The sequence below is a fragment of the Paenibacillus pseudetheri genome, assembly GCF_924513355.1.
GTDB classification, from domain to species: Bacteria; Bacillota; Bacilli; order Paenibacillales; family Paenibacillaceae; genus Paenibacillus_AQ; species Paenibacillus_AQ pseudetheri.
The window spans coordinates 1-26156 of sequence record NZ_CAKMAB010000059.1; the positions used below are offsets into that span (position 1 = coordinate 1).

The window sequence follows — 26156 nt, forward strand, 5'->3', positions numbered from 1 at the left end:
TATGCTCTACCGACTGAGCTACCGAGCCTTGCTATTAAAGTTAAGATGGCTCGGGACGGGGTCGAACCGCCGACACTAGGATTTTCAGTCCTATGCTCTACCGACTGAGCTACCGAGCCTTACTATTAAGGTTAAGATGGCTCGGGACGGGGTCGAACCGCCGACACTAGGATTTTCAGTCCTATGCTCTACCGACTGAGCTACCGAGCCTTACTATTAAGGTTAAGATGGCTCGGGACGGAGTCGAACCGCCGACACTAGGATTTTCAGTCCTATGCTCTACCGACTGAGCTACCGAGCCTTACAGGGATACAAATATTTCTTCTAAATGGAAACAAAAAGACCCCTCGTCCGAAAAGGGACGAGGAGCCGCGGTACCACCCTAAATTAGAACTATTCTGTACAACAAACAGAAATGTTCTCACTTAAATATTTAACGGTTAAAACCGGTACACCTCTACTTGCCAACAATGGTTTCAAGGGACTGCTCCGGAGTGAACTTCGATCAATCCTTTTCTGTAGAAACGCTCTCAATCTCCGGCGTTTCCTCCCTGTAAAGAGGTATTGAACTACTTTTCTCCATCAAAGCATTTGTTTTGATATATAATTTTTCTAATTGTAAGCCCTGATCCACTATAAGTCAATAGAAGAAATAATTCCCTCATTTCGATTTGATTAGCTTTATCCATTACAAAAATTAAAAATCATCTTTAATTCATCATCAAAAGACTTCTTACATTCTTCTTGAAAGTTATTACCAGTATATTCTTTTAGTGTCTTTCTCCAAAAATGCTGGGCTCTCCTATTTGTAGCTGTGGGATTGGTTTGTAGCTCCCATTTTCCAATATGAAGACTAAAAACCTCCTTAGCTGCACGTTCAGCGATTCCCAAACCTCGGAAGGGACGCAGGATAAAGAATTCGTTTAAATAAAATTCACAACCTGGTGGTGTATGGGGTGGTGTGGCTACTAATGCAAAGCCAGCAGGAATTCCATCCTCTTTTATTAAATAAGGATATAAAATTCCCGGCTTCTCCCACCATATGTCGAAGACTTTATTCTGTTCATTCAGCGTCTGTGTTTCATTATCCTCGAATACCCCGTATTGATTAGGATGGTTCCCCCATATCTCTGATAGATCGTGTAAGTATAATGGGTATAGATTGTTAATCATAAATTTCGTTGTGCTGTCAGTTAATGTTACGGCGATATTCATTTCGTTCTCCCCCTTCTATCGAATGCTTGAATATATTTTTGGAGATCACTCAAATAACATTCTGTATAGTTGTCTTTTGTATAATCCTTAAGAACTTTTCGCCAGAAGGCTATGGCAGGTTTATTATTTTCCATTTGAGCTAGTTTCCATTTAGCTTCTTTAAATAGATCAAGTGTTTTAGCTGCGGCAGCAGTACCTATGCCATTTCTTCTGTATTTCTGCAAAATCATAAAGTCATAGATCACATGAGTTGGATCTGGGTCTGTATCTAAGTTTTCAAAAAGAACAACCACAAATCCAGCTAAGTTTCCTGAAACCTCAATCAAATATGGATTCCATCGATGATCCCCTTCCCAAAAATAATCAATATTCACCTCGAATTCCCCATGCAGGTTTACGTCTTGATCTGTAAATATACTGAAATCATAATTGTAAAATTGATATAGATTAGACAATACCTCTTTATCTTCAAACGTTACTGGAACAAGATTAATTTCCATCATACCTCCACGTTTTTTCTCTAATTTCACTTCTATACTCAGTATAATTACGACCACACTCTAGTAATATGCCATGTTCAATTAGAATTAAATTTTATATAAAGTCATTATTCTTCTAAAATAAAAAGAGTTCACCTGAGTTTTACGCTCAAATGAACTCCAATTTAATAAACTGATGATTAAGTTAAATCTACAATGACCTTGATCCTTTCTTTAGCATTAATGGCTTTATCGAAGGCTGTTTGAATATCCTCTAATTTATAAGTCTGTGTCACCATTGTAGAGATCTTCGTTTTCTTGTCGTTAATATGATCAATAGCCTTTACAATATCTTCGTGTGTGTATCCACTAGGCCAACGTTCAAATTTCTTATCCATTTTCTGCAATTTACTCTAACAATAAAATCAGGGAGGTATGTTAATCCGCTAATAATTCACCCAAAATACTATCAATCAAATCATTAATATCTTTGTAATGTAAATAAAATGTAACTCGATTGATTTCAGCATTTTGCGTAATAGCGTTAATCGAGATCTTATATACTATAGGAGTTCCAGATTAGCGTTTGTGTACTTCTGTTTACTCGCCTGAATTCTTACGGATATAGTACAAACATCACGCATATTATGATTGTATAAAAATGGGAGGTGTATTTTAGTTATGCCGGATCCTTTTGTTTCAAGATCTCTTGATGAAATTAGATTCTGGTCACGAATTATGAAAGAACACTCTTTTTTTCTTAAATTAGGATTTCGTTGTGAAGATACGCAACTAATTAATGAAGCGAACCATTTCTACGCCACATTCGAAGCCATAGAGAATAGGTCACTCGGATTTACTGTGGATTCTGATCCAGCCGTAATACGGAAATTTAATGAGGAAGTTCATAGTGCTGCTTCACATATCTGGGCTTTCAAAAGGAAAATACTGGGCCTGATTCTACAATGTAAACTTCCAGGCGGAACGAACTTCCCCTTATTAGTAGATCATGTCAGTAGGGAAGCCAACTATTTTCGAAATCGACTGGAAGAACTGAATCAAGGTAGGTTAGATCCTTTACCTGACGCAATTATCAATGAGAATGTCTTCTTCCTACGTATAATGGCAGACCATGCTAAATTCATTGGACATTTGTTGGACCCCTCTGAACGTCAGCTCGTTGAACAAGCGAGAAATTTTAGCCATGATTTCGATACATTATTGTACCAAGCTATTGATCTTAGCTCCATGCGTCCACAATCCCAAACCAAACCCCTGCTCAGTCAGCAACTTGACGAGAATAAAGTCTCGGTTAAATCCCTCCGTGATTTTAAGAAAACGGCGCGGGATCTTATTGAAGAATGTCGTATAAAAAGCATCATTCATCCACTGCTTGCCGATCATGTATTCCGAGAAGCCGAAAGATTCCTCTATATTATTGATGCATTTGAAGCCTCTTTGAATATTAATAAACAAATCGTATAGCTTTACATATTTAATGGATAGGGCGACTACTTGTATCAAAAATACAGGTTGTCGCCCTATCCATCTTTATATTTGAATTCGTTTGTTTCGGTGATCCACTCCAAAGCTTTAAAAAATAGTTGGTATTTGCGAAGAAACAATTTATAGTAAAACTTAGGAGGAATCAGGAATTTCATGGAATACAAAATTACTTCGAGTGACTACAAAAATAGCGATTAAGACGCAACTAGAAGCAATGACAATGATGAAAGAGGCCTTATACAAAACAAAAATTTCTAGCACCGCTTTTAAAGCAGCAAATAAAAAGATGGATGAAGGCGTGAAATATGAAGGACAGTTTGTAGATGGGATCGACAAATATCGGAAAAAGTATGGTATTTAAGTTATAATTAAATCCCAAAAAGCCACGCAGAGCTTCCTCTGACGTGGCTTTTGACTTATAGCTATTTTTTTGTATAAACAATCTTCTTAATACTATCCCTCGAAAGGCAATATTCATCCGAAAGCTGGTCAACCGTTGCTCCAACGGCAAACCTTAGACAAATCTCAATATTTCTAGATCTTAAGTATTTTCTGCTCCCTGACTTCTCGCCCCATTTTACATGTGCTTCTTCAGGCTTAGGGATATACACCAAACCACCGTTAATATATTTCTGAATTTCCTCTAATAATTCTTTTGGGAAAATCGTATCTGCATTTACATATTTCATAATCGCTCTGCTCCTTAAACTTTTTATGAGTTTGAAGGTAGCAAAGTCTATTCTAAAAACAACAATGCACAGTGCACTGGCGGTAAATCAAATTTTATTCGCTCTATACAAACAACCGCCGTTGTTTATAGTCTAGACTTTGCATAGAGCTTATCGCTAATTTTCTCACTATTGTCCGCCCTCCTTTGTTTAATGTGTAATTACTTGTTCCAGAATGCGCTTAGCTGTCTTCTCTCCATTTGAAATACAATCGGGAATACCCACACCATAATAAGAACATCCAGCAAGGATTACATTCGGATAATGATCTGCAATCTTCTTCTCTAAGGATACTACAATCTCGTGATGGCGTATGTGGTAATTTGGCATAACATCATGCCATTTGGTCACATCGTGGGTAACTGGCTGTCCAGTAATTCCAAGACTGGTCTGTATATCATTCAACGCCACCTTTAATAATTCCTCTTCTGAAAGCTTAATCAAGGATTCATAATGCGGTCCTGAGCTTTTATAAAAGAGTCTGACAAGCAGACGTTGTTGTCCAGACGTGTGCTCCCACTTGCGACTTGTCCACGTACAAGCATTACAAAGAACATCGTCACTGTTGGCTGTTATGAATCCTGTACCATTCACTGGCAGCTGACTGTCAGGGATATCAAATCCTAGATACACACTAATCATAGAACTGTTAAACAACTGATTGAAATCTTCATTCAACGCTTCGTCTTGAAGTAATGCTTGTGCAGTAGAATGCATTGTTCCTAGTACGGCAAAATCGCTGTCCAAGATTCGTCCATCTGCCAGTGTTACTCGGTACCGTTCTCCATCCTTTGCAATGCGCTCGGCCCGAATCCCTTTGATGATCTCTACATCGGACAGCTGTTCTTCCATGGCATCAATCAGAGCAGATACGCCACCCTTAAAAGACATAAACTTCTTATCGCCCTTCCCCTGGAATTTAGCCTTATTCGCGGACAATCCCTGAATAATACTGCCATATTCATTCTTATAATCAATTAAATAAGGAAGGGTCGAGGCAATGGTTAGCTCATTCAAGTTCCCAGAATATACGCCTGAAAGAACAGGTGATATTTGCTTCTCAACAAGTTCTTTTCCCAGGAACGCTTCAAGAAAATCACCCACAGAATCATTTTTCGTAAAACGATTATTCGGTGTATAGAAATCTTTAAGTGCTTCAACTTTACCTTCAGCAGAGATCAGATCTGTTGAAGCTAGCGATTCTATACTGAGAGGGATGCCAAAGACTGCATCTTTAGGAATTTGCTTCAGCTCACCTTCTGTGTAGATGTATGATATTCCTGTCGCGTTATATACAACCTCATCCTGAATGCCTAATTCTTCAATCAATGGGTCTACATTTGTCTTACGAGTAACAATTGAATCAGCACCAGACTCCATGATGAAGTCATCATGCTGAAGTGTTCTGATTTTGCCGCCCAGTCTATCGCTGGCTTCAACCAAAATGATTTTTACATCCAACTTATTATGCTCTATAGATTTCTGTAGATAGTAAGCGGTAGACAATCCAGTAATTCCCCCGCCAATCACGACGACCGTTCTCAAGCGTTGACACCTGCCTCTAAAGTTATAATCTGTTAAATTCAATTGAATACATTATATCATAGGGATTTATATGTAATAACATACCGTTCGTGTCATATATGAAACAAAAAAAGCCGCGATTAACGCGGCTAATCTTTATATATTCTCCTGTTTTAAAGCATCAATAATATTCTCCTTCTTCACTTTTGAACTGGAGTACAGCATAGCTAAGCTAACGATTATAAAGACTGCGACTATGACATACAAGATACTCATCCATGGAAGTGCGAATCCATAGGAGAAACTACTCATCATGGATCTATAGATCAAGTACATCACGACTATGCTAATCGGAAGCCCGTAAAGTAATGATTTTATCCCATAGAAAATACTTTCATAATTAATCATTTTATTAAAACCATTTGGCGTCATCCCTACAGACTTCAGCATCGCAAACTCTCTTTTACGAAGTGATATGCTAGTTGAAATCGTATTAAAAATATTCGCAATCGATATTAATGTAATCAACGCAATAAAACCATAGGTGAATATAGACATTAACATGATCATCTGCTCACTATTTTGTCTATTTTGAAACACATTTTGAACATAGACATTCCGCTCTTTCATTTCCTCAATGGCCTGTTGTGTCGCTAATGGATCTGAGCTGTTCAGGTTAAGCCGGCTTTGGATATCTTTGCTCATCGCATCATTTGTTAATTGATCGAAGACTTGTTCGGAGACGATGATGTTTAATCCACCAACCAATGCTGAACGAATACCCATAGGACGCTTATCAGTTAATGCGACGATTTCTACTGGTGGTAATTTCGTCTCTTTTTCTGTATCCCAATCCGTATAAATTAAATCAAGCTTTTGACCGATTTCTGAATGAAGAGCTTGGGTCTCAATAATCTTTTTGGCGTTCTCATCCTCAAAGGTGACCGTATCATTCACAATAGCAGACATCCGATCGAGATTCGTTAATTGTTCATAACTTACACCGACCGATTCTGCATAGGTTCTCAAGCTCTGTTCATTTAGTGCATGGATCTGAATGTAGTAAGGATATTTCCCGTTCTTTAAAATACTGCTATCCTTCTCCACGCTCTCTTGCAATTCTTTTGCCATATCTTTTTCATCAATCCATGAACTCAAGCTTAGTTCCCTGACCACATTATATTCCGTTATATTAGGTAAGGCAGATATTGATTTCGTCAGCCGATCTACTTTTTGAGCGTCTTCAGTCCCCATATAGACTTGGATATCATAGTTCAAACCATCCTGTGAGAGTTCTACCGACTTTCTCATATTCGTAGTGAACGAAGATACGGATAAAAACAAAACGATACTAATGACAAGTGAGAATACAGTTGCTTGGTACCTGCGTTTATTTCTCTTTAAATTCTTCAAACCAATCTCTGCTTCAATTCCAAAGAACTTGCGAACGAACTTGGATGTTTTCACCGCTTTACCAGAGAGCTTAACATCGGTTGTTTGTCTGATCGCATCAATTGCCGAGATCTTTGAAGCTTTTCGGGCTGGAAGATAGGTGGATATAAATATCGTCATAATTGAGACTACACAAGCGGTTAGAAGGGATAGAGGTGTAACAACCAACGTTAATTTCTCTGTTATCCCTAATACATCTTGAATCATCGAATTGATAAACATAAAAGTGATCCCGATTCCTGCAATTCCGCAAATGATCCCAATAGGGATACTAATTAAACCGATGATCATTCCTTCAAAAAACACCGAATTCTGCTTCTGCCTCTTTGTAGCACCTACGCTGGAGAGCATTCCTAAATGGCGTGCACGTTCCGAGACAGAAATCGCGAAAGCATTATAGATTAAAGAAACAGAGCCAATGATAATTACAGTCATAACGATGACTGACAATGAAAGAAGTGTATTACGTAAGCCATCGCTATTCGTCACACCATAATAGCGGAGCAGACTATTATTATAAGAAATCGACTCTATATTGTTCTCTTTTGCCAATTCCTCAGCATGTTTGTAAATGGAGCTGTCCACCTTATTTAATACAACCGTCGCTGTAGCTTTTTCGGCTGCTCCAATCAAGCTTTCATCCACATAACTTAGGGCAGTATAGCCCGGGGACCATGTTGGTTCCCAAGTGGGACGCTTTATCACTCCCACAATCGTGTAGTCCATTGGTTTTTTATGAATGATCTCTTCATTCAGGGTATCATCTTCAGTCCGTAATCGTTCGTTCTGAGATAAGGGCTGACCACTATTTTTATCATCCCTAGTGACTCGCTCTCCAACATCGAGAGTTAAAGTTTCACCAATCTTGTATGTTACTTTAGCATTTTTTGCAATTTCCTCAGAAATGACTACTTCATAGTTAGTCTTCGGGAGTCTTCCTTCCAGAAGTTCAATCGGAAATTGTTTAAAACCAGCTGCATTATATTCCTTGATATACCAATAGGGCTTGTTCTCATTCTGTCCCCCCTCTAAAGGGGCATAGCCACGATCATTTGATATGACAAGTGTTTTCGTTGCATCATCCGCTTCTATCGCTTTAAGCTGAGATTTAGTAACATTTCTATATTGGACATGCCATTCTCCATTCGTCGAGATACTCTGCTTCCTCATTAATTCCATAAATGAAAAGCCAAGCGTTGCCACAGCCGTCACCATAGCCACAGAAATGATGACTCCAATGATAGTAACCAATGTTCTTCGCTTATTTTGCTTCAGATGTCTAAGCGTTAATTTATTTACGATATTCACGGACGAATCACCTCATCTTTGGCGATCCTTCCATCTTCAATGGTAATCACTCTATCCGCTTGTAATGCAATCCGTTCATCATGAGTAATGACGATCAGCGTTTGATTATAGGTTTTATTAAACATCTTTAATAAATCTATAATTTCACCACTGTTCTTACTATCTAGATTTCCAGTTGGCTCATCCGCTAACATGATTGCGGGATTACTAATTAACGCTCTACCAATCGAAACCCGCTGTTGTTGCCCGCCTGAGAGCTGATTCGGGAGATGATTTAAGCGATTCTCCAAATTTAACGCCTTTACAGTATCCGCAAATTGTTTCTTATCTACCTTGTGCTGATCAAGGAGTAAAGGAAGTGTGATGTTCTCTTCGACCGTTAGGACCGGTATTAGATTATAGAATTGATAAATCAGCCCAATTTGTCTGCGTCTAAAGATCGCCAGCTGTGTTTCATTCAATTCATAAATATCCGTGTTATCTACGAATACTTTGCCACTAGTCGGTCTATCCACTCCGCCTAATAAGTGTAGAATGGTCGATTTCCCGGAGCCAGATGGACCGATAATAGCTACGAATTCCCCTTTTTTAATCGAAAAAGATACATCATCCAGTGCCTTTACCGCTGTTTCACCTTTTCCATATGTTTTAGACAGATGTTCAATCTTTAAAATGTCCATTGTTAGACCTCCATTTGTTGATGAGATCAGTATATCTGTCTACAATGACTATCCAGTGACTCTAAAGTGACATTCTAGTCACTAAGCCATATGTGCTAAATAACTTGCTTATAAAATTTGATCTGAAATTGTGTGCCCTTTCCCACTTCACTCTTCACATCGATTGTTCCGTTTTGTCCTGTAATAATGCTTTGTGCCAAGGCAAGTCCAATCCCTACACTATCTTCGCTTGCATTCTTACCTTTATAGAATCGTTTGAAGATATAGGGGATCTCTGCCTTTGGAATTCCTTTGCCGTTATCTGCAATGATAATTTCCGTAAACAGTGTATTTTCTGCAAAAGAAATCTGGATCTCACCACCTGCTGGTGTGTGCTCTACACAGTTTTTCAGAATGTTAATGATCGCTTCAGTTGTCCAATTGAGATCACCCGCAAAAGTGGTGCTATCCTCTCCATCAATCAAGACCCGTTGTTCTTTAATATCCATTGGAATTAACATGGGCTCCAAAGATTTTCGAACTAACTTGCTCACCTGAACTTGATCTTTTTTAAAATGAATGGTTCCAGCATCGATCTTGGAGAATTTTAATAAAGAGGAGACTAGCCAGCCAATTCGTTCGAGTTGAACAGTAATCTTTCGTGTGAATTCCGTTCTCTTCTCCACATGCAGCTCAGGATCACTTAATAAATCTGCCATCACGGTCATGGAAGTAAGCGGGGTTTTGAGCTGATGAGAGATATCCGAAATCGCATTGGTGAGCTTCAGTTTATCTTCTTGTAATTCAGCACTCTGCTCAGATAACATTAGCGTAACTTTATAAATGTCATTCTTCAGGATACTAAGCTCACCTTCCTGATTATCACGAACATCGAGCGAATAGTTCCCACTACTGATTTGACGAAGATACCCTGAGAGCTTTTCAATTTCACCGTATCTCCAGCGGGTAAATAATACACTGCAAGCTATAAGCAAAGCTGAAGTCACAGCTGTAATCCCCACTGTCTCTAGCGATATAAATGCCGCTACTACTGTGGCTGCAAGACTGATCGAGCACATCGTAAACAATAACCATCTTATTTCTCTATTACGAAGCATCCTAATCACCAACCTTATAACCCAAACCACGCACTGTTTTGATCAGCGTTGGTTCTTGGGGGTTATCTTCTAACTTTTCCCTAAGTCTTTTTATGTAAACCGATAATGTATTGTCGTTCACGAATTCACCTGCCACATCCCAAATCCGTTCTAACAATTGATTTCTTGATAGAACCTGTCCAACATGATTAGCAAAGATCAGTAGCAGACGATACTCTAATGCTGTCAGCAGCACTTCATCACCATTTTTATAAACCTTTCCTTCAAGCGTGTTAATCCGTATATTCTCTAATTCGATATTGGATTGGGTCTGAGCCTGCTTGTTATATCTCCTTAAGACGGATTTAATACGGGATAGCAGCTCCCGAATCCGAAAAGGCTTGGTTATGTAATCATCTGCCCCCATATCGAGTCCCATCACCACATTGACCTCATCATCAATTGCCGTTAAAAAGATTACCGGTATATCACTTTGCGCTTTCACGATCTTGCACAATTCATAACCGCTGCCATCCGGAAGTGAGAGGTCAAAGATGCATAAGGTGAGCTCTGATAACTGCTCTGATAATACCGCTTTGGCTGAGGTGGCGTCATAACATAGAAGGGTTTCAAAGTGATCCTGTTGTAATGAATATTCAAGTCCTGATGCTATCGTTCTATCGTCCTCAACAAGTAAAATTTTCATAGATGATCATCCTAACCTTATAATATATTCAATCGTTCCATTCGTTCCGATGATCATTCTCTCATAATTAAAGAGTTATACCAAATTACATTTCATATTAAAGTATTTACAACCCCACGGTAAATATAATAAAAACGTCTACTCCATGGAATAGACGTCTCTAAAAGGGTCATATTGTAAAAGCCCCACACTTATATTGATGTATCTGCTGAAACCCTAGTCGAAGTGCCGATTTTTTTGAAGCTTCATTATCTAGTGAACAATCCCAGTAAGGAATAAAGCCATTGGCAAGCACATCTTCAACTACTAGCGTTGCTAAATGTGTCCCCACTCCTTGTTTCTGATATTTAGGAAGAGTTTCAATCCCGATTGCGTGTGTATCCTGTGTAACAAAACTAGAATAACACACACCCATAACCTCAGATCCCTCAACAGCAGCATATCCGTAGCCTTTTTCGGCAAAGTCTTCTTTCGATGACCAGAATAAATCAATATTCTCATGTACAAAATCTATATTCTTTAGATCTAAGTTCTCCCAGCCCAGTGTTTTAAGATTTATAGTTCTAATCTCATTAGTCATCACTTTAGGCTTCTGAAGTAGCTTAAACACCATCTGTTCAAATGGGTATAGCTTCCTAGAAGGAAACATCGTCTCCAGATTCCATTCATCATGTTGACCAGAAACTTCGAAATGTTCCATCCCAAGCTCCTTCATTCTAGGTACAATATGAACTGTTACATAACTGTCCAGTGCTTGAATAAAGGCTTGATTGGTGTGATCGCCGATAAGGTAAAAACCTTCAATCCCTTGACTCCATACTAACGCACTCTTTGGTGCTGTAAGTTGATCGACAAAGATCCAACCTGGATTATTGCCTTCAATCACAGAGAGAATCTCGGGATGGATATGCTCTCCTTGAAGTAGTGGCTTCACTTTATAATAATCCTCATGAGGTATTTCATGCATACAAACACTCCCCTTATTTTCATTGCAAATGCTGTATACATAAGTATAAAGTAATCGCCCATCATCGGTTGGTAAAGTTCATTTAGAACTGAAAATTACTGTCCATGTATAAGCGATTTCCTTGCCTTAATTAATAAAAATGAAGGTCTCCTTCTTTCATTTAATAATTTCGGCATCTTCTCAAGACCCTCAAGGTTGGATTCAGGTTCAACAATTTCTTCAATAGCGAGTCCATTTTGGATCAAAGTATTAAGTAATGTTGAAAGTTTTCTATGGTATTTTATGACGCCATCGATTCCCCAAAACTGATTTCTGAGACCTTCTTCACTATAATTATCAATAGGCCAATGTAGGATATTTTGATCGGAATCTTTCACCCACCCACTTTGAATCTTATTTGATAAAACAACAGGATGTTCTGTTGAAAATACTAGGTAGCCATTTGGTTTAATCCACTTTGAAATCCTACTAATGAGTGTTTTATAATCCTCGACATAATGAAAAGCTAACGAACTTACTAACAAATCAAATTCATTACTATTAAATTCGATTTCTTCCATAGAGCCCTGTATATAACGGATCTCAGGTCGTTTCCTTGCCATAACTAACATCTTCTCTGATATATCTACACCTGTTACCTGTGATGCATGGTTATCAATCATATAGTTCGCCTGTTCTCCAAAACCGCAGCCAAGGTCGAGAACATTTAAATCCTGTAGGTCTGGAAGTAACCCTCTGATTGCAGGTTGTTCAATAAAGTCATTGTATGTAATTCTTGACTCCCTTAAGTTCTTATACATTTGAAAAAACTCAGGGTTGTCATAAATGTTCTGTTGCATCATACACCTCCGCGATATTATTGATGATGTTTACGAAGTCGGTTGTAATATAGCCAAGTTCTGCTTACATATGAGCCAAACATTAGAATTAAGATGGCGTACAAGATCAAATTTATAATCTGCAATCGATCCAGATCTGCGTAAGTTGATAATCTTACATTTAAACCAATTATATACATATATAAAATAGTGAGGGGTAAGAACATAGCAGAATACGTTAAAGCTATACGTCTAGCTAGTTTCAACTGATTTAACTTATCGCTGTATATTTGCGGTTTGGCTTTACCTGGTACATATTCTTGACCCCATAAGACCCATTTCTGACTCCATGAACTCGAATGATACAGACATACCCAGCCTGAATCCGTATGAATGTTGAAGTAATTGGTATCAGCAGTATTTTGTAAGTCCGCACAATAACACATCTTACGAGGCTTCCCTTTTTTAAAATAAAAGGCTGTTCCTGTTTTACCAACGCTGTACAGATTATATCCCTTTTCTTCCATTCCCTCTAGCCACGCCTCAAGCCGATCAGGAGCATACATCCATCCAAGCTTCCACTTCATAACAAGTTGACCTGAGCTTTTCAAGCGTTTCTCTTCATTCTTACTTAGTCTGCCTTGAAGAAAGGATGTCCCCTCACCATTTTTCTTGTTTGGTTGTATGAATTCTCCTGTTAATCTCTTGTTAGTCTTGTTTAATGTGATCAGCGAATACACTGTGAAAATACACAAGATAATGCTAAGTCCTAATGCAGTAGCGGGAATAAAACCATACGGTCCGTTAAAGACATTAAATTGACCAACCTTGGAAACACTCATTGCTATCGTACTTATTAGAATTACATTGAGTAATGCAACCATTAAATAAATCAATATCCCCATAAAAATATACATGATCTTCTTGTTATGCTTTACGATTCCCTCTCGATCAGGGAGAGTTCTAATCTGTTCTAAAGGAAGTCTGTTCATCGTCACAACCCATTTGCCGCTCTGTAACACCTTCGTCCATCCAAAATTTAATAGACCCTTAGAGAGGGATTGGTTGGTAACTTTATCGAATACGATCCGATAGGTAGCTGCTTTCGGTTCGCCCTGCTGAAAGTAAAAATATCTAGTTAAACGGTTGATTCGGATAAGTTCGTAGCCTTTTTGGGCCATAGAAGCTAACCATTCTTCGGTTTTCTGAACATCATAACTCCAAAAGGGTCTAGATATTTTGATGATCATCTTCGTCACCTCCATATTTTATAGCATTCTCATGTAGCTCTTTAAGCCTATTAATCTCCGTAGCAAGAATTAGCATCCCTATGTCTGTTCTTTCGTAAACCGTTTTTCTCTCTTCATCCGCAAAAACAGTAATCATCCCATCTTTTTGCATCTTTGTTAACGTGCCATATACTGTACCTGAACCTAACAAAAGACGTGCTTTCGTAATTTTCTCCACATGCTTCACTATTCCATAACCATGACGTGGTTCATCTAAGGATAAAAGAATATAGAATGCCGTTTCGGTCATGGGTACATATTTCTTCAATACTTTCTCAGGGTTCAACATGCCCAGCTCCCTTTATGAATACGTCGCATTCAAATATGTCTTAACGTGACTATATCACGTTGTGACATAACGTACAATATTAATGCTTGAAAAAATAAAAAAAGTGTGTAGAATCGCTTCATCAGCCATTCTACACACTTTACATTCAACTAGCCCAACCTGCCTAGCGAATATCCTTTATTCGAATATTATTTCCTAACAGACTCGAATCACTACTTAATCTGAAAGACGGATAATTCTCATCTGCTTCAAGTCGCATCTGTTCATCAAATAAAGACTCCTGTTGCCGGTCTACAAAAAAAGTAAAAGGCACTTTCTGAACTTCAATATCTGTAGCATGAGGCACACTAATGATCTGAATTACGATCACACCATTACAACCACAGCCTTCTGTATCGAAGAATAATTTAAAATATCCTGGTCGTTCACCAAGGCTTTTTTCTAACTTTTCAATAGTTTGGGAGTTCAATTGTATGAACATAGGATGATCTACTCCTTATTTATAATTGAGCTATTACTTTCCCAAAGTATAATTTGATTTTCTTTCATCCTCGTGTGACTGCCATCACTTCTATTTTGACAGACATGAGTCTGAGCATAAATTAAACCGCCTTCTGAGTCTCCCGTTCACCACCTAGCTTAAACACGAGAATACCCCCAACAATAACCAGCACACCGATCAACTGTTTCCAAGTAAAGGGAACCTTTTCAAGCCCTAACCAGCCTAGTGAATCCCAGAGTAGTGCGAACCCAAGCTGAGAGATTAATACGATCGAAATCGCATACGTTGGGCCCAACCGCTTAGTACCTTGCACAAGGCATATTACTACCCCAACCCCGATCAAACCACTGATCCAATACCAAGGCTCCATATTTCTCAAAGTAAATATACGGTTTCCTTCGACGATAAGACTCATGATAAATGAAGCTAGGAAGCCCATCCCTAACACTAAAGTTGTCGTCGCCCAAGATCCGACCTTTTCGTTAACTTTTGTATTAAATATATTTTGCAGACTCACGAGTGATCCCGCGATAAGCGCTAATATCAAACCAATAATCATAATTAATTCCTCCATTTATCAACTATACGCAAGGTTGTTAGAATTTCAGTATCACTACGCCAGCAATCATCAGCCCGATGCCAATGAACTGCGGCAGTCTCATCTTCCGCTTTCCCATTCCAAACCAGCCTTTAATATCAATTAAGAACGTCAGACATAGTTGAGCAATCAATAACGAGGATATTGTAAACGTAACACCGATTTGCTGAATGGCCGTTACTTCACTGAAAATAATTACAGCTCCAAAAGCACCGCCGATCAAATATATGGGTTTTACTTGCTTTAATTCTCCCCATTTTCCATCTCTAACGAACAAAAGAATTAGAAAGGACATGATGAACCCTGTTAACTGTGTAATTGTCGCTGCCTGCCAAGTCCCGATATCCTGACTAATTCGAGCATTTGATACGCCCTGTAGTGTAATACAAGCCCCCGCTAAAAACGCAAATATAATTCCTCTCATTTCTCTCTCTCCTCAACTTCGATCTCTTACATATTAAATAGCAATTCAAGGGTTTAAAAAAGGACATCTGTCCTTAATGAGAATAAACGTTGCTATGGTCCAACGAACGAGCGTTACCCGTAGAAATAAAAAGACCATCTCAAGCCAGTTTGCTGGCTTAAAACGGACTTCAAATACTGTATATGGTTGATTTATGAGAGCAAATTCTTCTCATGCAATTGATCAAAAATAATTTGGGTAACAACAGACACGCGATCCCGATCCTTATAGCTTAACCAAGATAATTCCTCGATTTCGGACGCTGGCGTTAATGTCCCTTCATAATCCGCAATATAACAGGTCATTTTGACTGTAATACCCTCTGCTTTCCCATGAGCTTCTGCCTCAAACGTTCCAAAATAAGAGACAGTATCTGTCTTGATCTGAACAGAAATCTCTTCCTCTATTTCGCGTACGAGCGTCTCTTCGTCTGTTTCTCCGGTTTCTCTTTTTCCTCCAGGTAAATAATACATATCTTTCCCGTTGGAACGCGCACATAAGACTTGTCCATTCTCGATATGAATCCAGGCGATTTTATCAATAATTGTAGTCATATTGTTCTCCCCATGCCTTTTTTTCAACCATTATATCATACAGCTGAACACATGCATTTATGCAACGTCAGCTTTAGCTTTTCAAACGCGAAGCTTAGATTGAGGTAGGTGATGAAGCAAACAGTCCTTAAAGGATATCGCTGCGAATAAGCTACTTATACCAAGAGGATTGTAAAGCGTACATGCTTGCATAAATCCCTTTGTGATGTACTAAGTCTTGATGATCTCCAACTTCAGCTATTTCTCCATTAGACATAACATAGATCGTATCCACATTCTTAGCCCAGCCCAACCGATGTGAAATAAAAATAGCAGCTTTATCTTGGCAGATCTCTAATAACTTCGTATAGATTTCCATCTCGGCATTCGGATCAATCGCAGATGTAGGTTCATCGAATACTATAAGCTCCGCATCATTGTATAACGCGCGCGCAATCGCTAGCTTTTGCCACTGTCCGCCTGATAACTGCCTGCTTCCTTCTACTAATTGACCCAATTTCACATCTAATCCGCCTATTTCATGGAGCAAATCTATCAGCTCACATTGTTCTAGAACACTGAGTATTTTAGCATCATCTGAAGGTGCATGCGCATCACCCAAAAAGATATTTTCTCTTAGTGTCAGTTCAAACTTCACAGCATTCTGAAATACAACGGACACTTTACCGTTAGGTTCTGGACTATCCTTCCAGCAAATCGTTCCGGAGCTCGGCCTATATTGACCTAATAACATTTTAATCAACGTTGATTTTCCTGCTCCATTCTCTCCGACGATGGCTATTTTCTCACCCGGCTTTATGGTCATATTGATGTTAGATAAGACATTCTTGTTCGATTTGGCGTATTTAAAATAGACATTTGAAACGGTAATAGGGAGCATAGAATCAGTGGAATTATTGATGTTAATTTTGCGAAAATCCCTGTTCTTATATGTAAGTACTTCATTGAAGTCATATAATTTGCTACTGCTGATGTAAAGCTTGCTTAATGGCCAGGTCAAACTCATAATTTTACCACCACTCGATAACAGAGCCAGAAATAACACCGAAATTGTTCCAATTGTAACTGTATTAGACTCCCCCATTTTGTTTAACAGGTACACTAGAACAACAAAGATAGCACTAGTCTGGACCATAGCCACGACCATCCCTGTTTTGATCTCGAATTTTCTGGCGCTAAATCTTTTATTATGTTGCTTTTTTATAATCATTGCCCAGAGATTTGTAAAATAAGAGATGGAGTTATAAATTCGCATTTCTCGAATCGCATTAGGGTCTTCCAAAGTGTTAGCAAGATAGTCCCCCATTCTTCCATCAAAGGTGAGCTCTCTCCCTGTTCTTCTCACTTTAATTTCCGTAAATAATCGAATGGATAAGGTAGTCACGATCATTAGAGTTACCACGAATGTGACCAAGAAATATCCACTTGTAGCCGACAACCAGATGATGCTTAAGAGTCCTGCGATAATCCCTACACTTGATACCAAAAAACCTGTAATCCCCTCTAAATCTTCTCCAACTACCTTTTTAGCTCTTTGCAGCTTATTTCCAAACTCTTCATCATCAAAATCCTCAAAATCAACCCGGTTTGCAATATCTATCAGTTCGGATTGAAAAGCAAGGGTTAGTTCCGCATTCATTCGATTCTTCATCATGTTGGTTATGCTTAATGAACAAGCTTGTACGCCATGAATCACAACAAACCATAGAATAGGGAGCAGGGTCATAACACCGCGAGCCACACCGTTAATGATATTTACTTGGACAGCGTAAGAATAAAAAGTTAATAATCCACTGATTATAGGAAGTATGATAGTGATTGTTGAGATCATCGGACTTTTTCTAACCATTCTCACGAGTATCATTACAAGATTAGTGATGTCAGACTTCAGCATGGATTTCTCCTTTCTCATACATATAAAGAGGACTGGCGGTTGAACATCTTTTTGTATTTACCATCCGCCCTCATTAATTCTTCATGCGTTCCACTTTCCACGATTTCTCCATCCTCAAATAGAAAAATTCTATCGACGAATTTGGACATATACAGCCGGTGAGTCACAATAATGGAAGTCTGTTGTTCTCCTAATTTCATAAAAGTATCAAACGCCTGTTGTTCCGCATAAGGATCCAGGGCAGCAGTCGGCTCATCAAAAATCATAAGAGCGCCGTCATTGAGATAGGCTCGTGCAATCGCAAGTCTTTGCCACTGCCCCCCAGATAAATCTATCCCTCCGAACTGAGGACCTACTAAGGAATCCAACGCAACACCATAATTATCAGCTTCTGCTGTTCTCATCGCGGATAATAATCTTGAATCGTCATGAATAGTAGCCATATTACCTAATGCAATGTTTTCTCTAATTGGTCTTTGTAACTTAATGAAATCCTGAAAAACAACTCTGGCATCCTGTGTCACATTATGCACTAAGACTTCATTCTCACCTTTAACCACTGGATGTTTCCAGCTGTTGCAGGATACAACCCTAAGATCAACTTAACAAGCGTAGATTTACCCGAACCATTCTCACCTACAAAAGCAATTCGTTCACCTGGATGAATAGTCATGTTTATATTACTAAGGGTGTTATTAGCGTTGGTCGGATATCTTAAAAACAACTGATGAACTTGGACCTCCATCGGATCGGTGTTCCTATTGGAATTCACCTCCTGATCTCTAAGCACCTGTTCTTCCAAATCTAAATAAGACGTATAATTCTGGTAACGCAAACGACTCTTCACCAAGTCAGTGTAAACTCTTGTTAATGAAGGAATAACGATGAATAATTGACCGGATATCTGAAGTAATAGCACAAAGAGACCAGCGCTCTGTCCGCTACTTCCGATCGTGATCGCCAAAATGGCAATCGTTGTCGCATTTAATAAGATCATGATTAAGCTTTGTGAGAAGTTGAGGCTTTCAGAATAAATAACCTTACGGTGCATTTGTTTGAAGTTATTCGTAAAGCTCTCTTTCATTGAGGAAAATAAATAGGAGGACATTCTGTACATTCTTACTTCTGGAATCGTATCTCTGTTAACCAACAAATCGACTAGATAGTTGATCATTCTTACAGAGGAGGTTTGATCCGCTGAAATGGCCTCTACTCTCTGAGACATTTGTTTCATAGTATAAAGCTGTAGAATCTGCACTCCTAAAATGATCAACGCCAAAATATAGAATCCATAAACGGATAAGACAACCATTAACGCAACTAATGTTATTAGCTGAACTGTTACGCCCGTCCATTGGTCTAACAGATCAATCAAAGAAAGTCGTTTTGCTTTTTCTCTTTTAGTTTTTGTACCGGGGTCTTCCAAAAGTGCCGTAGATAATTTAGAAGTCTTTTCCAAAATACTATGTTCCAGTTCATATATACTGGTGGATGATAAATTGGTGATGGAAATGGCTCGAAGAGAACTATTAAGGCCCGCGAGATATAACATAAGGATAAGCAAACTTACTAATAACAAGATATGTTGGTAGGCATTAGGATTGAAGTTTTGAATGAGGTCAACCACATATTTCGTTGTGAACAATTCTGCAAAAAGGATTGGGACACCCAGTAGGTTAGTGATAAAATATAAAAGTGAGTTTTTTCTGTCTTTCAAATATAATAGTTTTACAACATAGAGAAAGTCAGGCAGGCAGCATCTCTCCTTATACGTGTATTCCATTCTGTAAACACTTTAATTGTTTAGACGTGGAAACCGATTATAACGTTTAATGTTTATAATTGGAAGAGGTAATTTTCGAAATGAACAAACGAACAGGAGTGTAAATTCATGAAACTTCAATTTAACTTATTCCCGGGCGGATTGCCCAAGGCGCTCACCATGAGCTATGATGACGGACAGAAACACGATATTCGCTTGGCGGAGATGTTTGATCAATATGGGATTAAAGGTACTTTCCATTTAAATAGCGCAATGATAAACGCACCCGGATTCTTATCATTTGCTGATGTTAAACATTCGCTCAGGAACCATGAGGTATCTGCCCATTCCGTCACGCATCCACATCTAGAACGACTTCCATTACCCATGGTGATCGATGAACTATTTGAAGACCGTAAGCGACTTGAGAAACTGGTGGATTACCCGGTGCGAGGTATGTCCTATCCCTACGGTACATACTCTCAGGAAATCATTGCTCCTCTACAGTCTGTTGGGATTGAGTACAGCCGTACTGTCCATTCTACCAAACAGTTTGATATGCCTTTGAATTTCATGGAATGGCATCCAACATGTCATCATATAGAAGATCTGCATCAAGTATGGGAGCGATTTACAACGGAAGGGCCATCCCAGAAACTGAGACTCTGTTATGTTTGGGGTCATAGTTATGAATTCGCTGAGCAGAACAATTGGGAGCTTATCGAGTCCTTTTGCCAACAAGCAGGTGGTCATTCGGATATTTGGTATGCAACCAATATTGAGATTTATGATTATGTCACTGCTCTGTATTCACTGAAAATTAGTGCTGACAAAACGCTCATCCGTAACAATGCTGCTATAGATGTCTGGCTATCTGTAAATGATCAACCTGTTCAGATTAAGAGTGGAAGTACGATGATGATGAAATAATCCAAAATGCAAAAAAGAGCGATTTTAAACACCGCTCTTTTTTGCTAGTTACATAAAAGTGAGTGCAATTATTTGGATTGAAGTGTATACGTTACTGTTTTTGCCTTTTCCTCAAGGATTGGAGTATAGGTGAATGTCAGTACATTCCCTTTGCGACTCTTCAACACTAACATTCTGGTCAATACATATGGATCTCTGCCATCATTTACTCTATCCCATTCCTTACGATCCTCACTAGTAATTAGTTTTTCATAAAGATTAATGATTTCTCCAGCGCTTCTATACACCATATATAATTGAGTCGTATCTAATAAACGTACGAGCACAACATCTTCCGCGGCATACTCCACTATGAAATCTCCAGTTGCTCCTGTTAACTTTTCCATCTCAAACAACTTGCCCAAACCGCCATCCTTAGTAATATACTGAACGTTCTTCCCGTCTGTCATGTATAGCTGAGTGGAAGGCACTTGTGGCGCATGGATATAAGCCGAGTTATTGTAATGATAGTCCATTTGCTTGAGAATAGTGCCCGCTTTGACCAATACTTGATAACTGCTATTGAAATCGGTGAACATAGCATAATGATTGTCCGTTAACTGTAGCAAGTCCGTACCATTGCCAACTTTTTTAATCTCAAAAGCGTAGTTGTAAGCTGATTCCTTGAACGGTAGTTGACCAATAATTACTGGTTTCCCAGCTGACGTAGCACGGTAATACAAATCTCCGTTTTTCTGAGATATCCAATAGGATCTTCCATCTACAGAAGCAGAAACCAATTTTGCCTCATCTACAATTTGGATAACTCCATCCGCTTTATTAATCCCCGCTTTACCTCCAAGTGCACTGACCGCTGAGATCAATGGCACGTACACCGAGCCTTTTATAATACGTGGCGATTTTGTTAAGGTCACCACCGCATCGTTCACTTTTGACTTTACAGTACCAGCTGTGAAGATAACCTCACGTTCAGGACGAACAAGCTTGGCCGTTTGGGATGGTTGATCCCAAGATAATGTATACCCCATAGCATCTGCGAGTGATTTCAGAGGCACAAAAGTTGTATTCTCTGCAATGATCTGTTTACTGCTAATTCCGATTTCTTTATAGTTGAATTGAATTTGGCTTTCTGCTTGAGCAGATACCGATCCATACCCCGTACTTAAAATCAAAACAGCTAAGATTCCTAGCGTTACCTTCCATTTATTCATTTCTTTTCGTCTCCCTCGGCCCTATATGATATGTAATTAGACGGTATATTTTGGAAAAAGTTTCTTATTTCTCGCTTTAAGCATTAAAAAAACCTGATCCACGGAGACTACCGTAGTCAGGTCTTCTGTCTTCAACAAAGTAATCTTAACAACTAGCAAACTCATAAAACGCAAAAGCGTCATCCCATGTCGGGAATCCAGCTTGCGCTAATTTATCACTGCCTCCGCCTTTTCCATTGTAGGTACTAAGATGCTCTTTGAAAAAAGCTCCACAGGAGACCTCCGCGCTGCCATTCTGTGCAAATACAACCTTATTCTCTGCAGAACTAGCCAATAAAACCGGAACATCGCATTTCGCGGTAAGCTTGTTAGCTAAGCTTTGTAAATCTTTCAGCGATTTATCCTCAAACACTTTTGCGATCAGCGTTCCTTCTTGCTGGGCTAAAAGCTCCTTTACGACGTAATCATCATTCTTCTCTTTAAGAAGGATAATTTCAGCCTGAAGCTGCTTTTGTTCATTCTCCCATTTTTCAATGCGATCGATAATTTCATCTTTTCCCGTATTGAACTTGGAAGATATTGCTCCAACAATTTGTAGACTGCTATTAAACTCCTCCAAAGCACGGTATCCACATTTAAAATAGATCCGCGTATTGCCTTTTTGTTTCTCCGCTTTCAGAAGCTTAATTATACCAATCTCACCTGTTGCAGATACATGTGTACCACCACAAGCATTATATTCAACATCTTTGATTTCTACAATCCGGATGTTCTCCGTCACTTTTGGCTGTTTGACTAGTTTAAGCTGTGAAGCCTCTTCCCCTGTTACAAAATAGCTCAGGATGTTATGGTTCCGGTAAATTTGCTGATTAACCTCTCTCTCAATGTATTGAAATTGATCAGGGGTTAATTCTGGCGCTTCTATGTCAATGGTGCAATAATCTTCACCTAAATGAAAGCTTAAAGTCACAAACTGAAACAGATCGAGACACAAGGCTGAGAGTAAGTGCTGTCCACTATGCTGCTGCATATGGTCAAATCTCCTCTTCCAATCGATCTGACAATTTACCTCTTCCTCATCAGGCAGACGTTCCAGCTTATGCAGGACAAGATCTTCCTCACTGATTACATCAAGTACAGGGATATCCTGTATAGTCCCTAAATCACAAGGTTGCCCACCGCCATGCGGATAAAAAGCGGTTTCCTCCAAAATAACATAAAGTCCATCTTCTCGTTCTATCGTTTCAGTAATACGGGTCTGCCAATCAGTAAGGTATGTAGAAGTGTAGTATAGTTTGTTGGTCATGTATGTATTCCTCTCTTTTATACGTTTTCGGCACATTAAGCTTATAGTATCATCCAAGAATTCCGCTGTCATACTCTAGAACCATTACCCCTGTTCAGGGAAAATAATGCCCTAGACTGCTGCTTATTTATTGAAGTATCGTTTTTCGTCAGCTCAATGACTTGTCTGAGATCGGAATAAAATGCGTGCGAATGATATTGAACTGCTCTTATTAATCAGGACGAGTGGGATCAATTATGGAATAGTGATGATTATCTATGTAAGCATCAAAAGCATCTATGCCTTCTTGTAAAATTATACGCGATTCTTTGGGGGTAATTGGTACTACCCACAAGACATTAATTATTTCTTCACCTATTTTTATTTGTTCTAAATCCTCACTTTCTCCTCTTAGTTCATCAATCAAGAGGGCTTTTGTAGTCCAATTTTCTGGTGCGAGTGCGCTCTCAGTCATTACTCGTGGTACTTCCGAAGATTGTATATGTTCAATATTATGGGCAATTATGTCACAGAAATATGAGAATATGCGATCAATGTTTTCTTGTCCCAAATCGGGTTTTAAAGCTATCATCCATTCATTATCAATAGGTTTTCCAGTTTTCCGAATGGAATTAGATAGGCCGACTGTTGCGAATCTTGCAGGAATATTAACGTCAATTGATGGAAAATAATATAACTCAATATATACGCCAATCTCCGGTTTTGTCATTATGACTCTATATTCTGGCATAGACCATTCTTTAATATATAAATTGAGAATAATTGTTCTCCTAATGTCGAATTCCAGAATGATCCCTCGGCATGACTCTTTATTGATTTGCATATCCATCACCTTTTTTCAATATTGATTTTTTGGTTTAGAATTTGGGCTGGTATCATTGTCCTCCTTCATCGTTCGCGGCCTGCCATTTCAGTAATTGAAAGGGCAAATCTCTCCAATTAGGAAGTTATTAATCTCTTTTCGATGAATGGTGCTTCATGACTGCTTCTTGAGCTTTAAGGACAATATCATCTACTTCGGAAAGCTGACGCTCAATAGAGGCTAGAGCCTTTAATAAAAATAAGCCAAGACTTTCATCCCCTAAGGATAATTCCAATTCGGCGAAACATTCGATGTCTTGGAGTTTTTCTATATTTTTTTTGTTATTGATTTTTTTAGGGTATTCGATGTATTTATAGAGGGTTAAGACTGCTTCTTCCCCCTTGGTTTTAAAGTTGTGAACAGTTCCTCTGAATAGGGTGTTTTTGAATCCTTCCTTAAGCCTACCTTGTTCATTCAAGGCATCCAGATGAAAGGTTGCTAAATATTTTTCGTTTCTTACGGCATGATCATTAATGCTGTAGGATACATTCTCTTCGTCAAGAATCTTTATTATTTCATCAATTGACTTGAACTTCAGTCTTGCAAATCTCGCCGGAGATAATTGCTTGCGCAAAGAATCTTCATTATTTGAAAGGTATGCCTTAAAAGAAATTACAGCATTTCCTTCCAGGAGTTCTTTGAAATAAACAAGATGCCTTTCATCTACCATATCTGCCTCCTGCAACTCTTGAGCTTTTGGGTATATTATGATTACGCGTTATTTTTTTGACTCAGGATTGGAGATCATATTGAAAAATGTGGCCCAGAGATAGTGTATGATGCCGGAGAACTGATATTTTGAAGCGATTAATCCAGATCTCTAGCCCAGCTAACTAACTCTTCATCGTCAAAGTTATATGGATATTCATAAATATTAGAGTAATAGTACTCCGATTCTAATAAATCTCTAATTACATTGAAAACCTTATTGGTGGCATGAAATCCATTCCTGATGGGCGCGGTGAAGGCAAGCGAGCCATTATGAAATCCATCTAAAGAACCGGAAAGCTCTCGTTTGACTATAGATTCAGCTGTCTCTATCTTTTCTTTAACAAGCTCCTCTTTGTAAATTTGAATGCAGAAATTTCCACCATGTTTAATTAATTCAAACTCTCCATTGGGAAGGAGTTTTATTATATCTCCTTTCGCAAGCCCTAGAGCCAGCCCAGGAGATGCACATAATTTGAATATTTTATCGCTTATGCATTCTGCAGGAAGCTCTTCAAAGACTGCTTCCTCTGAATTTATGCCGGCAAAAACATTAATTAAGGTTAATTTATGTTCCATACGAATACTCCTCAAAACTGTCTCTTTTAATGTATGAGATTTGAGATTACATCCTTCATGTATCCGCTATCGCTTGTAATTCAACGGGTCGATAATAAAGGAGGCTCCTCTTTTTTTGAAAGGGGTTACTTCAAGAAGCTTTCAAGGCGGCAATGTCATGTACCTTGTTAATAATTGGGGCGTTGCTGGCCCTGCTTTCTCAGATCTAGGAAAAGGTATTCAAGAAATCATAGCAGGTACTAAAACGCCTCGTCAAGTGCTAGAAGCGGTAGACAAGAAAGCAGTTAAGCTGCTGGAGAAATCTAAATAGGTCGTATAAATTACAAGGGGCAAGGCGATTTGTCTCTTGTACATCCTATAAGCTAAAAGTTGTTGCGCATGAACAAACCAAACATTTTCAAACGAGAAATCAATTATGTTCTGCTTCTTCTTCCTGCCTTACTTATTTATTGTACCTTTTTCATATAACCGACGCTAAAGACCGCTTTATACAGCTTTACAAATTGGTAGGACGTGCATCCCGTTGTTGTCAAGTTTGTTGGTTTAAACAATTATATCGCTCTATTTAAAGATTCACTCTATTTAACAGGTATTAGCAACACTTTAATCTATGCAGTACTCGCGATGCTCGGACAGAATTTGCTAGCCATTCCATTAGCGGTCTTTCTCAATAAAAGATTAAAACAAAAAATCTGCTGCGGGCTGCGTTCTTCATTCCTGCGTTGTTCAGCGTATTGGTTATCGGTTTTC

29 protein-coding genes, 3 tRNA genes and 1 other annotated feature are annotated in these 26156 nt (G+C 38.7%); of the genes, 4 read left to right on the forward strand and 28 right to left on the reverse strand.

Annotated features, from left to right (window positions below):
• Window positions 1-46: 46 nt before the first annotated feature.
• The 6 genes from L1028_RS28860 to L1028_RS28885 form a co-directional block, all read right to left on the reverse strand.
• A tRNA-Phe gene (locus L1028_RS28860) sits at window positions 47-119 on the reverse strand.
• Between the two features lie 18 nt (window positions 120-137).
• Window positions 138-210, reverse strand: a tRNA-Phe gene (locus L1028_RS28865).
• A gap of 18 nt (window positions 211-228) precedes the next feature.
• Window positions 229-301, reverse strand: a tRNA-Phe gene (locus tag L1028_RS28870).
• A 53-nt stretch (window positions 302-354) separates the two neighbouring features.
• Window positions 355-595 (reverse strand) — a binding site (T-box leader).
• Window positions 596-681: 86 nt separating this feature from the next.
• Entirely contained in the window at window positions 682-1215 is a 534-nt protein-coding gene (locus tag L1028_RS28875) for a GNAT family N-acetyltransferase (RefSeq protein ID WP_234541522.1), read from the reverse strand.
• Window positions 1212-1718, reverse strand: coding sequence for a GNAT family N-acetyltransferase (locus tag L1028_RS28880; RefSeq protein ID WP_234541524.1), 507 nt, complete (start codon window positions 1716-1718; stop codon window positions 1212-1214). Before L1028_RS28880 ends, L1028_RS28875 begins: the two co-directional genes overlap by 4 nt.
• A 176-nt stretch (window positions 1719-1894) precedes the next feature.
• The gene (locus tag L1028_RS28885) at window positions 1895-2092 is read right to left on the reverse strand and encodes a hypothetical protein (protein WP_234541527.1); all 198 of its coding nucleotides are present in this window, start codon (window positions 2090-2092) and stop codon (window positions 1895-1897) included.
• Between the two features lie 283 nt (window positions 2093-2375).
• Between L1028_RS28885 and L1028_RS28890 the strand changes: the two genes are divergently transcribed.
• Both L1028_RS28890 and L1028_RS28895 read left to right on the forward strand, forming a co-directional pair.
• Window positions 2376-3179, forward strand: coding sequence for a DUF2935 domain-containing protein (locus L1028_RS28890; RefSeq protein WP_234541529.1), 804 nt, complete (start codon window positions 2376-2378; stop codon window positions 3177-3179).
• Window positions 3180-3375: 196 nt separating this feature from the next.
• Window positions 3376-3561: a hypothetical protein gene (locus L1028_RS28895; protein WP_234541531.1), complete on the forward strand. Its 186-nt coding sequence runs from the start codon at window positions 3376-3378 to the stop codon at window positions 3559-3561.
• Between the two features lie 61 nt (window positions 3562-3622).
• Here L1028_RS28895 and L1028_RS28900 read toward each other — a convergent pair whose 3' ends face one another.
• From L1028_RS28900 to L1028_RS31220, 17 genes are all read right to left on the reverse strand, one after another.
• Window positions 3623-3889: a CD3324 family protein gene (locus L1028_RS28900; protein ID WP_042127555.1), complete on the reverse strand. Its 267-nt coding sequence runs from the start codon at window positions 3887-3889 to the stop codon at window positions 3623-3625.
• 189 nt (window positions 3890-4078) lie between these two features.
• Window positions 4079-5473, reverse strand: coding sequence for a protoporphyrinogen oxidase (locus tag L1028_RS28905; RefSeq protein ID WP_234541532.1), 1395 nt, complete (start codon window positions 5471-5473; stop codon window positions 4079-4081).
• A gap of 135 nt (window positions 5474-5608) precedes the next feature.
• Window positions 5609-8212 (reverse strand): ABC transporter permease, encoded by a 2604-nt coding sequence (locus tag L1028_RS28910; protein ID WP_234541533.1) that lies wholly within the window; start codon window positions 8210-8212, stop codon window positions 5609-5611.
• Complete coding sequence (locus L1028_RS28915) at window positions 8209-8892, reverse strand: ABC transporter ATP-binding protein (protein WP_042127549.1); 684 nt, start codon at window positions 8890-8892, stop codon at window positions 8209-8211. The genes L1028_RS28910 and L1028_RS28915 overlap by 4 nt, the downstream gene beginning before the upstream one ends.
• Window positions 8893-8987: 95 nt before the next feature.
• Window positions 8988-9989, reverse strand: a complete 1002-nt coding sequence (locus L1028_RS28920) for a sensor histidine kinase (protein WP_234541534.1) — start codon at window positions 9987-9989, stop codon at window positions 8988-8990.
• Window position 9990: 1 nt separating this feature from the next.
• Entirely contained in the window at window positions 9991-10674 is a 684-nt protein-coding gene (locus L1028_RS28925) for a response regulator transcription factor (RefSeq protein WP_234541536.1), read from the reverse strand.
• 169 nt (window positions 10675-10843) lie between these two features.
• Window positions 10844-11641 carry a GNAT family N-acetyltransferase gene (locus tag L1028_RS28930; RefSeq protein WP_234541538.1) on the reverse strand — a complete coding sequence of 266 codons (798 nt, stop codon included), beginning with the start codon at window positions 11639-11641 and terminating at the stop codon, window positions 10844-10846.
• Between the two features lie 95 nt (window positions 11642-11736).
• On the reverse strand, window positions 11737-12441 hold the full coding sequence (locus tag L1028_RS28935; RefSeq protein WP_234541540.1) for a class I SAM-dependent methyltransferase: 705 nt from the start codon (window positions 12439-12441) through the stop codon (window positions 11737-11739).
• Window positions 12442-12497: 56 nt separating this feature from the next.
• Window positions 12498-13709: a DUF2812 domain-containing protein gene (locus L1028_RS28940; protein WP_234541542.1), complete on the reverse strand. Its 1212-nt coding sequence runs from the start codon at window positions 13707-13709 to the stop codon at window positions 12498-12500.
• The gene (locus L1028_RS28945) at window positions 13690-14037 is read right to left on the reverse strand and encodes a PadR family transcriptional regulator (RefSeq protein ID WP_423803104.1); all 348 of its coding nucleotides are present in this window, start codon (window positions 14035-14037) and stop codon (window positions 13690-13692) included. Before L1028_RS28945 ends, L1028_RS28940 begins: the two co-directional genes overlap by 20 nt.
• A 163-nt stretch (window positions 14038-14200) precedes the next feature.
• Window positions 14201-14518, reverse strand: a complete 318-nt coding sequence (locus L1028_RS28950; RefSeq protein WP_234541543.1) for an iron-sulfur cluster biosynthesis family protein — start codon at window positions 14516-14518, stop codon at window positions 14201-14203.
• 121 nt (window positions 14519-14639) lie between these two features.
• Window positions 14640-15098, reverse strand: a complete 459-nt coding sequence (locus L1028_RS28955) for a DMT family transporter (protein ID WP_234541545.1) — start codon at window positions 15096-15098, stop codon at window positions 14640-14642.
• Between the two features lie 37 nt (window positions 15099-15135).
• Window positions 15136-15561: a DMT family transporter gene (locus L1028_RS28960; RefSeq protein ID WP_234541547.1), complete on the reverse strand. Its 426-nt coding sequence runs from the start codon at window positions 15559-15561 to the stop codon at window positions 15136-15138.
• A 191-nt stretch (window positions 15562-15752) separates the two neighbouring features.
• The gene (locus tag L1028_RS28965; RefSeq protein ID WP_234541548.1) at window positions 15753-16154 is read right to left on the reverse strand and encodes an NUDIX hydrolase; all 402 of its coding nucleotides are present in this window, start codon (window positions 16152-16154) and stop codon (window positions 15753-15755) included.
• A 151-nt stretch (window positions 16155-16305) separates the two neighbouring features.
• Entirely contained in the window at window positions 16306-18048 is a 1743-nt protein-coding gene (locus L1028_RS28970; protein WP_234541550.1) for an ABC transporter ATP-binding protein, read from the reverse strand.
• Window positions 18049-18062: 14 nt separating this feature from the next.
• Window positions 18063-18608, reverse strand: a complete 546-nt coding sequence (locus tag L1028_RS28975; RefSeq protein ID WP_341482591.1) for an ATP-binding cassette domain-containing protein — start codon at window positions 18606-18608, stop codon at window positions 18063-18065.
• A complete protein-coding gene (locus tag L1028_RS31220; protein ID WP_253074715.1) occupies window positions 18581-19507 on the reverse strand; it encodes an ATP-binding cassette domain-containing protein in 927 nt (308 codons plus the stop codon). Before L1028_RS31220 ends, L1028_RS28975 begins: the two co-directional genes overlap by 28 nt.
• A 432-nt stretch (window positions 19508-19939) precedes the next feature.
• Between L1028_RS31220 and L1028_RS28980 the strand changes: the two genes are divergently transcribed.
• A complete protein-coding gene (locus L1028_RS28980; RefSeq protein WP_234541552.1) occupies window positions 19940-20740 on the forward strand; it encodes a polysaccharide deacetylase family protein in 801 nt (266 codons plus the stop codon).
• Window positions 20741-20808: 68 nt separating this feature from the next.
• Here L1028_RS28980 and L1028_RS28985 read toward each other — a convergent pair whose 3' ends face one another.
• The 5 genes from L1028_RS28985 to L1028_RS29005 form a co-directional block, all read right to left on the reverse strand.
• Window positions 20809-21951 carry a copper amine oxidase N-terminal domain-containing protein gene (locus L1028_RS28985; RefSeq protein ID WP_234541553.1) on the reverse strand — a complete coding sequence of 381 codons (1143 nt, stop codon included), beginning with the start codon at window positions 21949-21951 and terminating at the stop codon, window positions 20809-20811.
• Window positions 21952-22096: 145 nt separating this feature from the next.
• Window positions 22097-23257 (reverse strand): alanyl-tRNA editing protein, encoded by a 1161-nt coding sequence (locus L1028_RS28990; RefSeq protein WP_234541555.1) that lies wholly within the window; start codon window positions 23255-23257, stop codon window positions 22097-22099.
• 211 nt (window positions 23258-23468) lie between these two features.
• Window positions 23469-24080, reverse strand: a complete 612-nt coding sequence (locus tag L1028_RS28995) for a suppressor of fused domain protein (protein WP_234541556.1) — start codon at window positions 24078-24080, stop codon at window positions 23469-23471.
• Between the two features lie 127 nt (window positions 24081-24207).
• Window positions 24208-24789, reverse strand: coding sequence for a hypothetical protein (locus L1028_RS29000; RefSeq protein WP_234541557.1), 582 nt, complete (start codon window positions 24787-24789; stop codon window positions 24208-24210).
• 137 nt (window positions 24790-24926) lie between these two features.
• Window positions 24927-25406 (reverse strand): DUF4265 domain-containing protein, encoded by a 480-nt coding sequence (locus L1028_RS29005; protein WP_234541559.1) that lies wholly within the window; start codon window positions 25404-25406, stop codon window positions 24927-24929.
• Window positions 25407-25521: 115 nt separating this feature from the next.
• Here L1028_RS29005 and L1028_RS29010 point away from each other — a divergent pair, with 115 nt between their 5' ends.
• Entirely contained in the window at window positions 25522-25716 is a 195-nt protein-coding gene (locus L1028_RS29010; RefSeq protein WP_234541561.1) for a hypothetical protein, read from the forward strand.
• Window positions 25717-26156 lie beyond the last annotated feature (440 nt).

Coding starts and splice junctions, on each gene's coding strand:
- L1028_RS28875 (WP_234541522.1), bottom strand. CDS start 1,215: ATGAATATCGCCGTAACATTAACTGACAGCACAACGAAATTTATGATT.
- L1028_RS28880 (WP_234541524.1), bottom strand. CDS start 1,718: ATGATGGAAATTAATCTTGTTCCAGTAACGTTTGAAGATAAAGAGGTA.
- L1028_RS28885 (WP_234541527.1), bottom strand. CDS start 2,092: ATGGATAAGAAATTTGAACGTTGGCCTAGTGGATACACACACGAAGAT.
- L1028_RS28890 (WP_234541529.1), top strand. CDS start 2,376: ATGCCGGATCCTTTTGTTTCAAGATCTCTTGATGAAATTAGATTCTGG.
- L1028_RS28900 (WP_042127555.1), bottom strand. CDS start 3,889: ATGAAATATGTAAATGCAGATACGATTTTCCCAAAAGAATTATTAGAG.
- L1028_RS28915 (WP_042127549.1), bottom strand. CDS start 8,892: ATGGACATTTTAAAGATTGAACATCTGTCTAAAACATATGGAAAAGGT.
- L1028_RS28920 (WP_234541534.1), bottom strand. CDS start 9,989: ATGCTTCGTAATAGAGAAATAAGATGGTTATTGTTTACGATGTGCTCG.
- L1028_RS28925 (WP_234541536.1), bottom strand. CDS start 10,674: ATGAAAATTTTACTTGTTGAGGACGATAGAACGATAGCATCAGGACTT.
- L1028_RS28930 (WP_234541538.1), bottom strand. CDS start 11,641: ATGCATGAAATACCTCATGAGGATTATTATAAAGTGAAGCCACTACTT.
- L1028_RS28935 (WP_234541540.1), bottom strand. CDS start 12,441: ATGTATAAGAACTTAAGGGAGTCAAGAATTACATACAATGACTTTATT.
- L1028_RS28940 (WP_234541542.1), bottom strand. CDS start 13,709: ATGATCATCAAAATATCTAGACCCTTTTGGAGTTATGATGTTCAGAAA.
- L1028_RS28945 (WP_423803104.1), bottom strand. CDS start 14,037: ATGTTGAACCCTGAGAAAGTATTGAAGAAATATGTACCCATGACCGAA.
- L1028_RS28950 (WP_234541543.1), bottom strand. CDS start 14,518: ATGTTCATACAATTGAACTCCCAAACTATTGAAAAGTTAGAAAAAAGC.
- L1028_RS28955 (WP_234541545.1), bottom strand. CDS start 15,098: ATGATTATTGGTTTGATATTAGCGCTTATCGCGGGATCACTCGTGAGT.
- L1028_RS28960 (WP_234541547.1), bottom strand. CDS start 15,561: ATGAGAGGAATTATATTTGCGTTTTTAGCGGGGGCTTGTATTACACTA.
- L1028_RS28965 (WP_234541548.1), bottom strand. CDS start 16,154: ATGACTACAATTATTGATAAAATCGCCTGGATTCATATCGAGAATGGA.
- L1028_RS28970 (WP_234541550.1), bottom strand. CDS start 18,048: ATGCTGAAGTCTGACATCACTAATCTTGTAATGATACTCGTGAGAATG.
- L1028_RS28980 (WP_234541552.1), top strand. CDS start 19,940: ATGAAACTTCAATTTAACTTATTCCCGGGCGGATTGCCCAAGGCGCTC.
- L1028_RS28985 (WP_234541553.1), bottom strand. CDS start 21,951: ATGAATAAATGGAAGGTAACGCTAGGAATCTTAGCTGTTTTGATTTTA.
- L1028_RS28990 (WP_234541555.1), bottom strand. CDS start 23,257: ATGACCAACAAACTATACTACACTTCTACATACCTTACTGATTGGCAG.
- L1028_RS28995 (WP_234541556.1), bottom strand. CDS start 24,080: ATGCAAATCAATAAAGAGTCATGCCGAGGGATCATTCTGGAATTCGAC.
- L1028_RS29000 (WP_234541557.1), bottom strand. CDS start 24,789: ATGGTAGATGAAAGGCATCTTGTTTATTTCAAAGAACTCCTGGAAGGA.
- L1028_RS29005 (WP_234541559.1), bottom strand. CDS start 25,406: ATGGAACATAAATTAACCTTAATTAATGTTTTTGCCGGCATAAATTCA.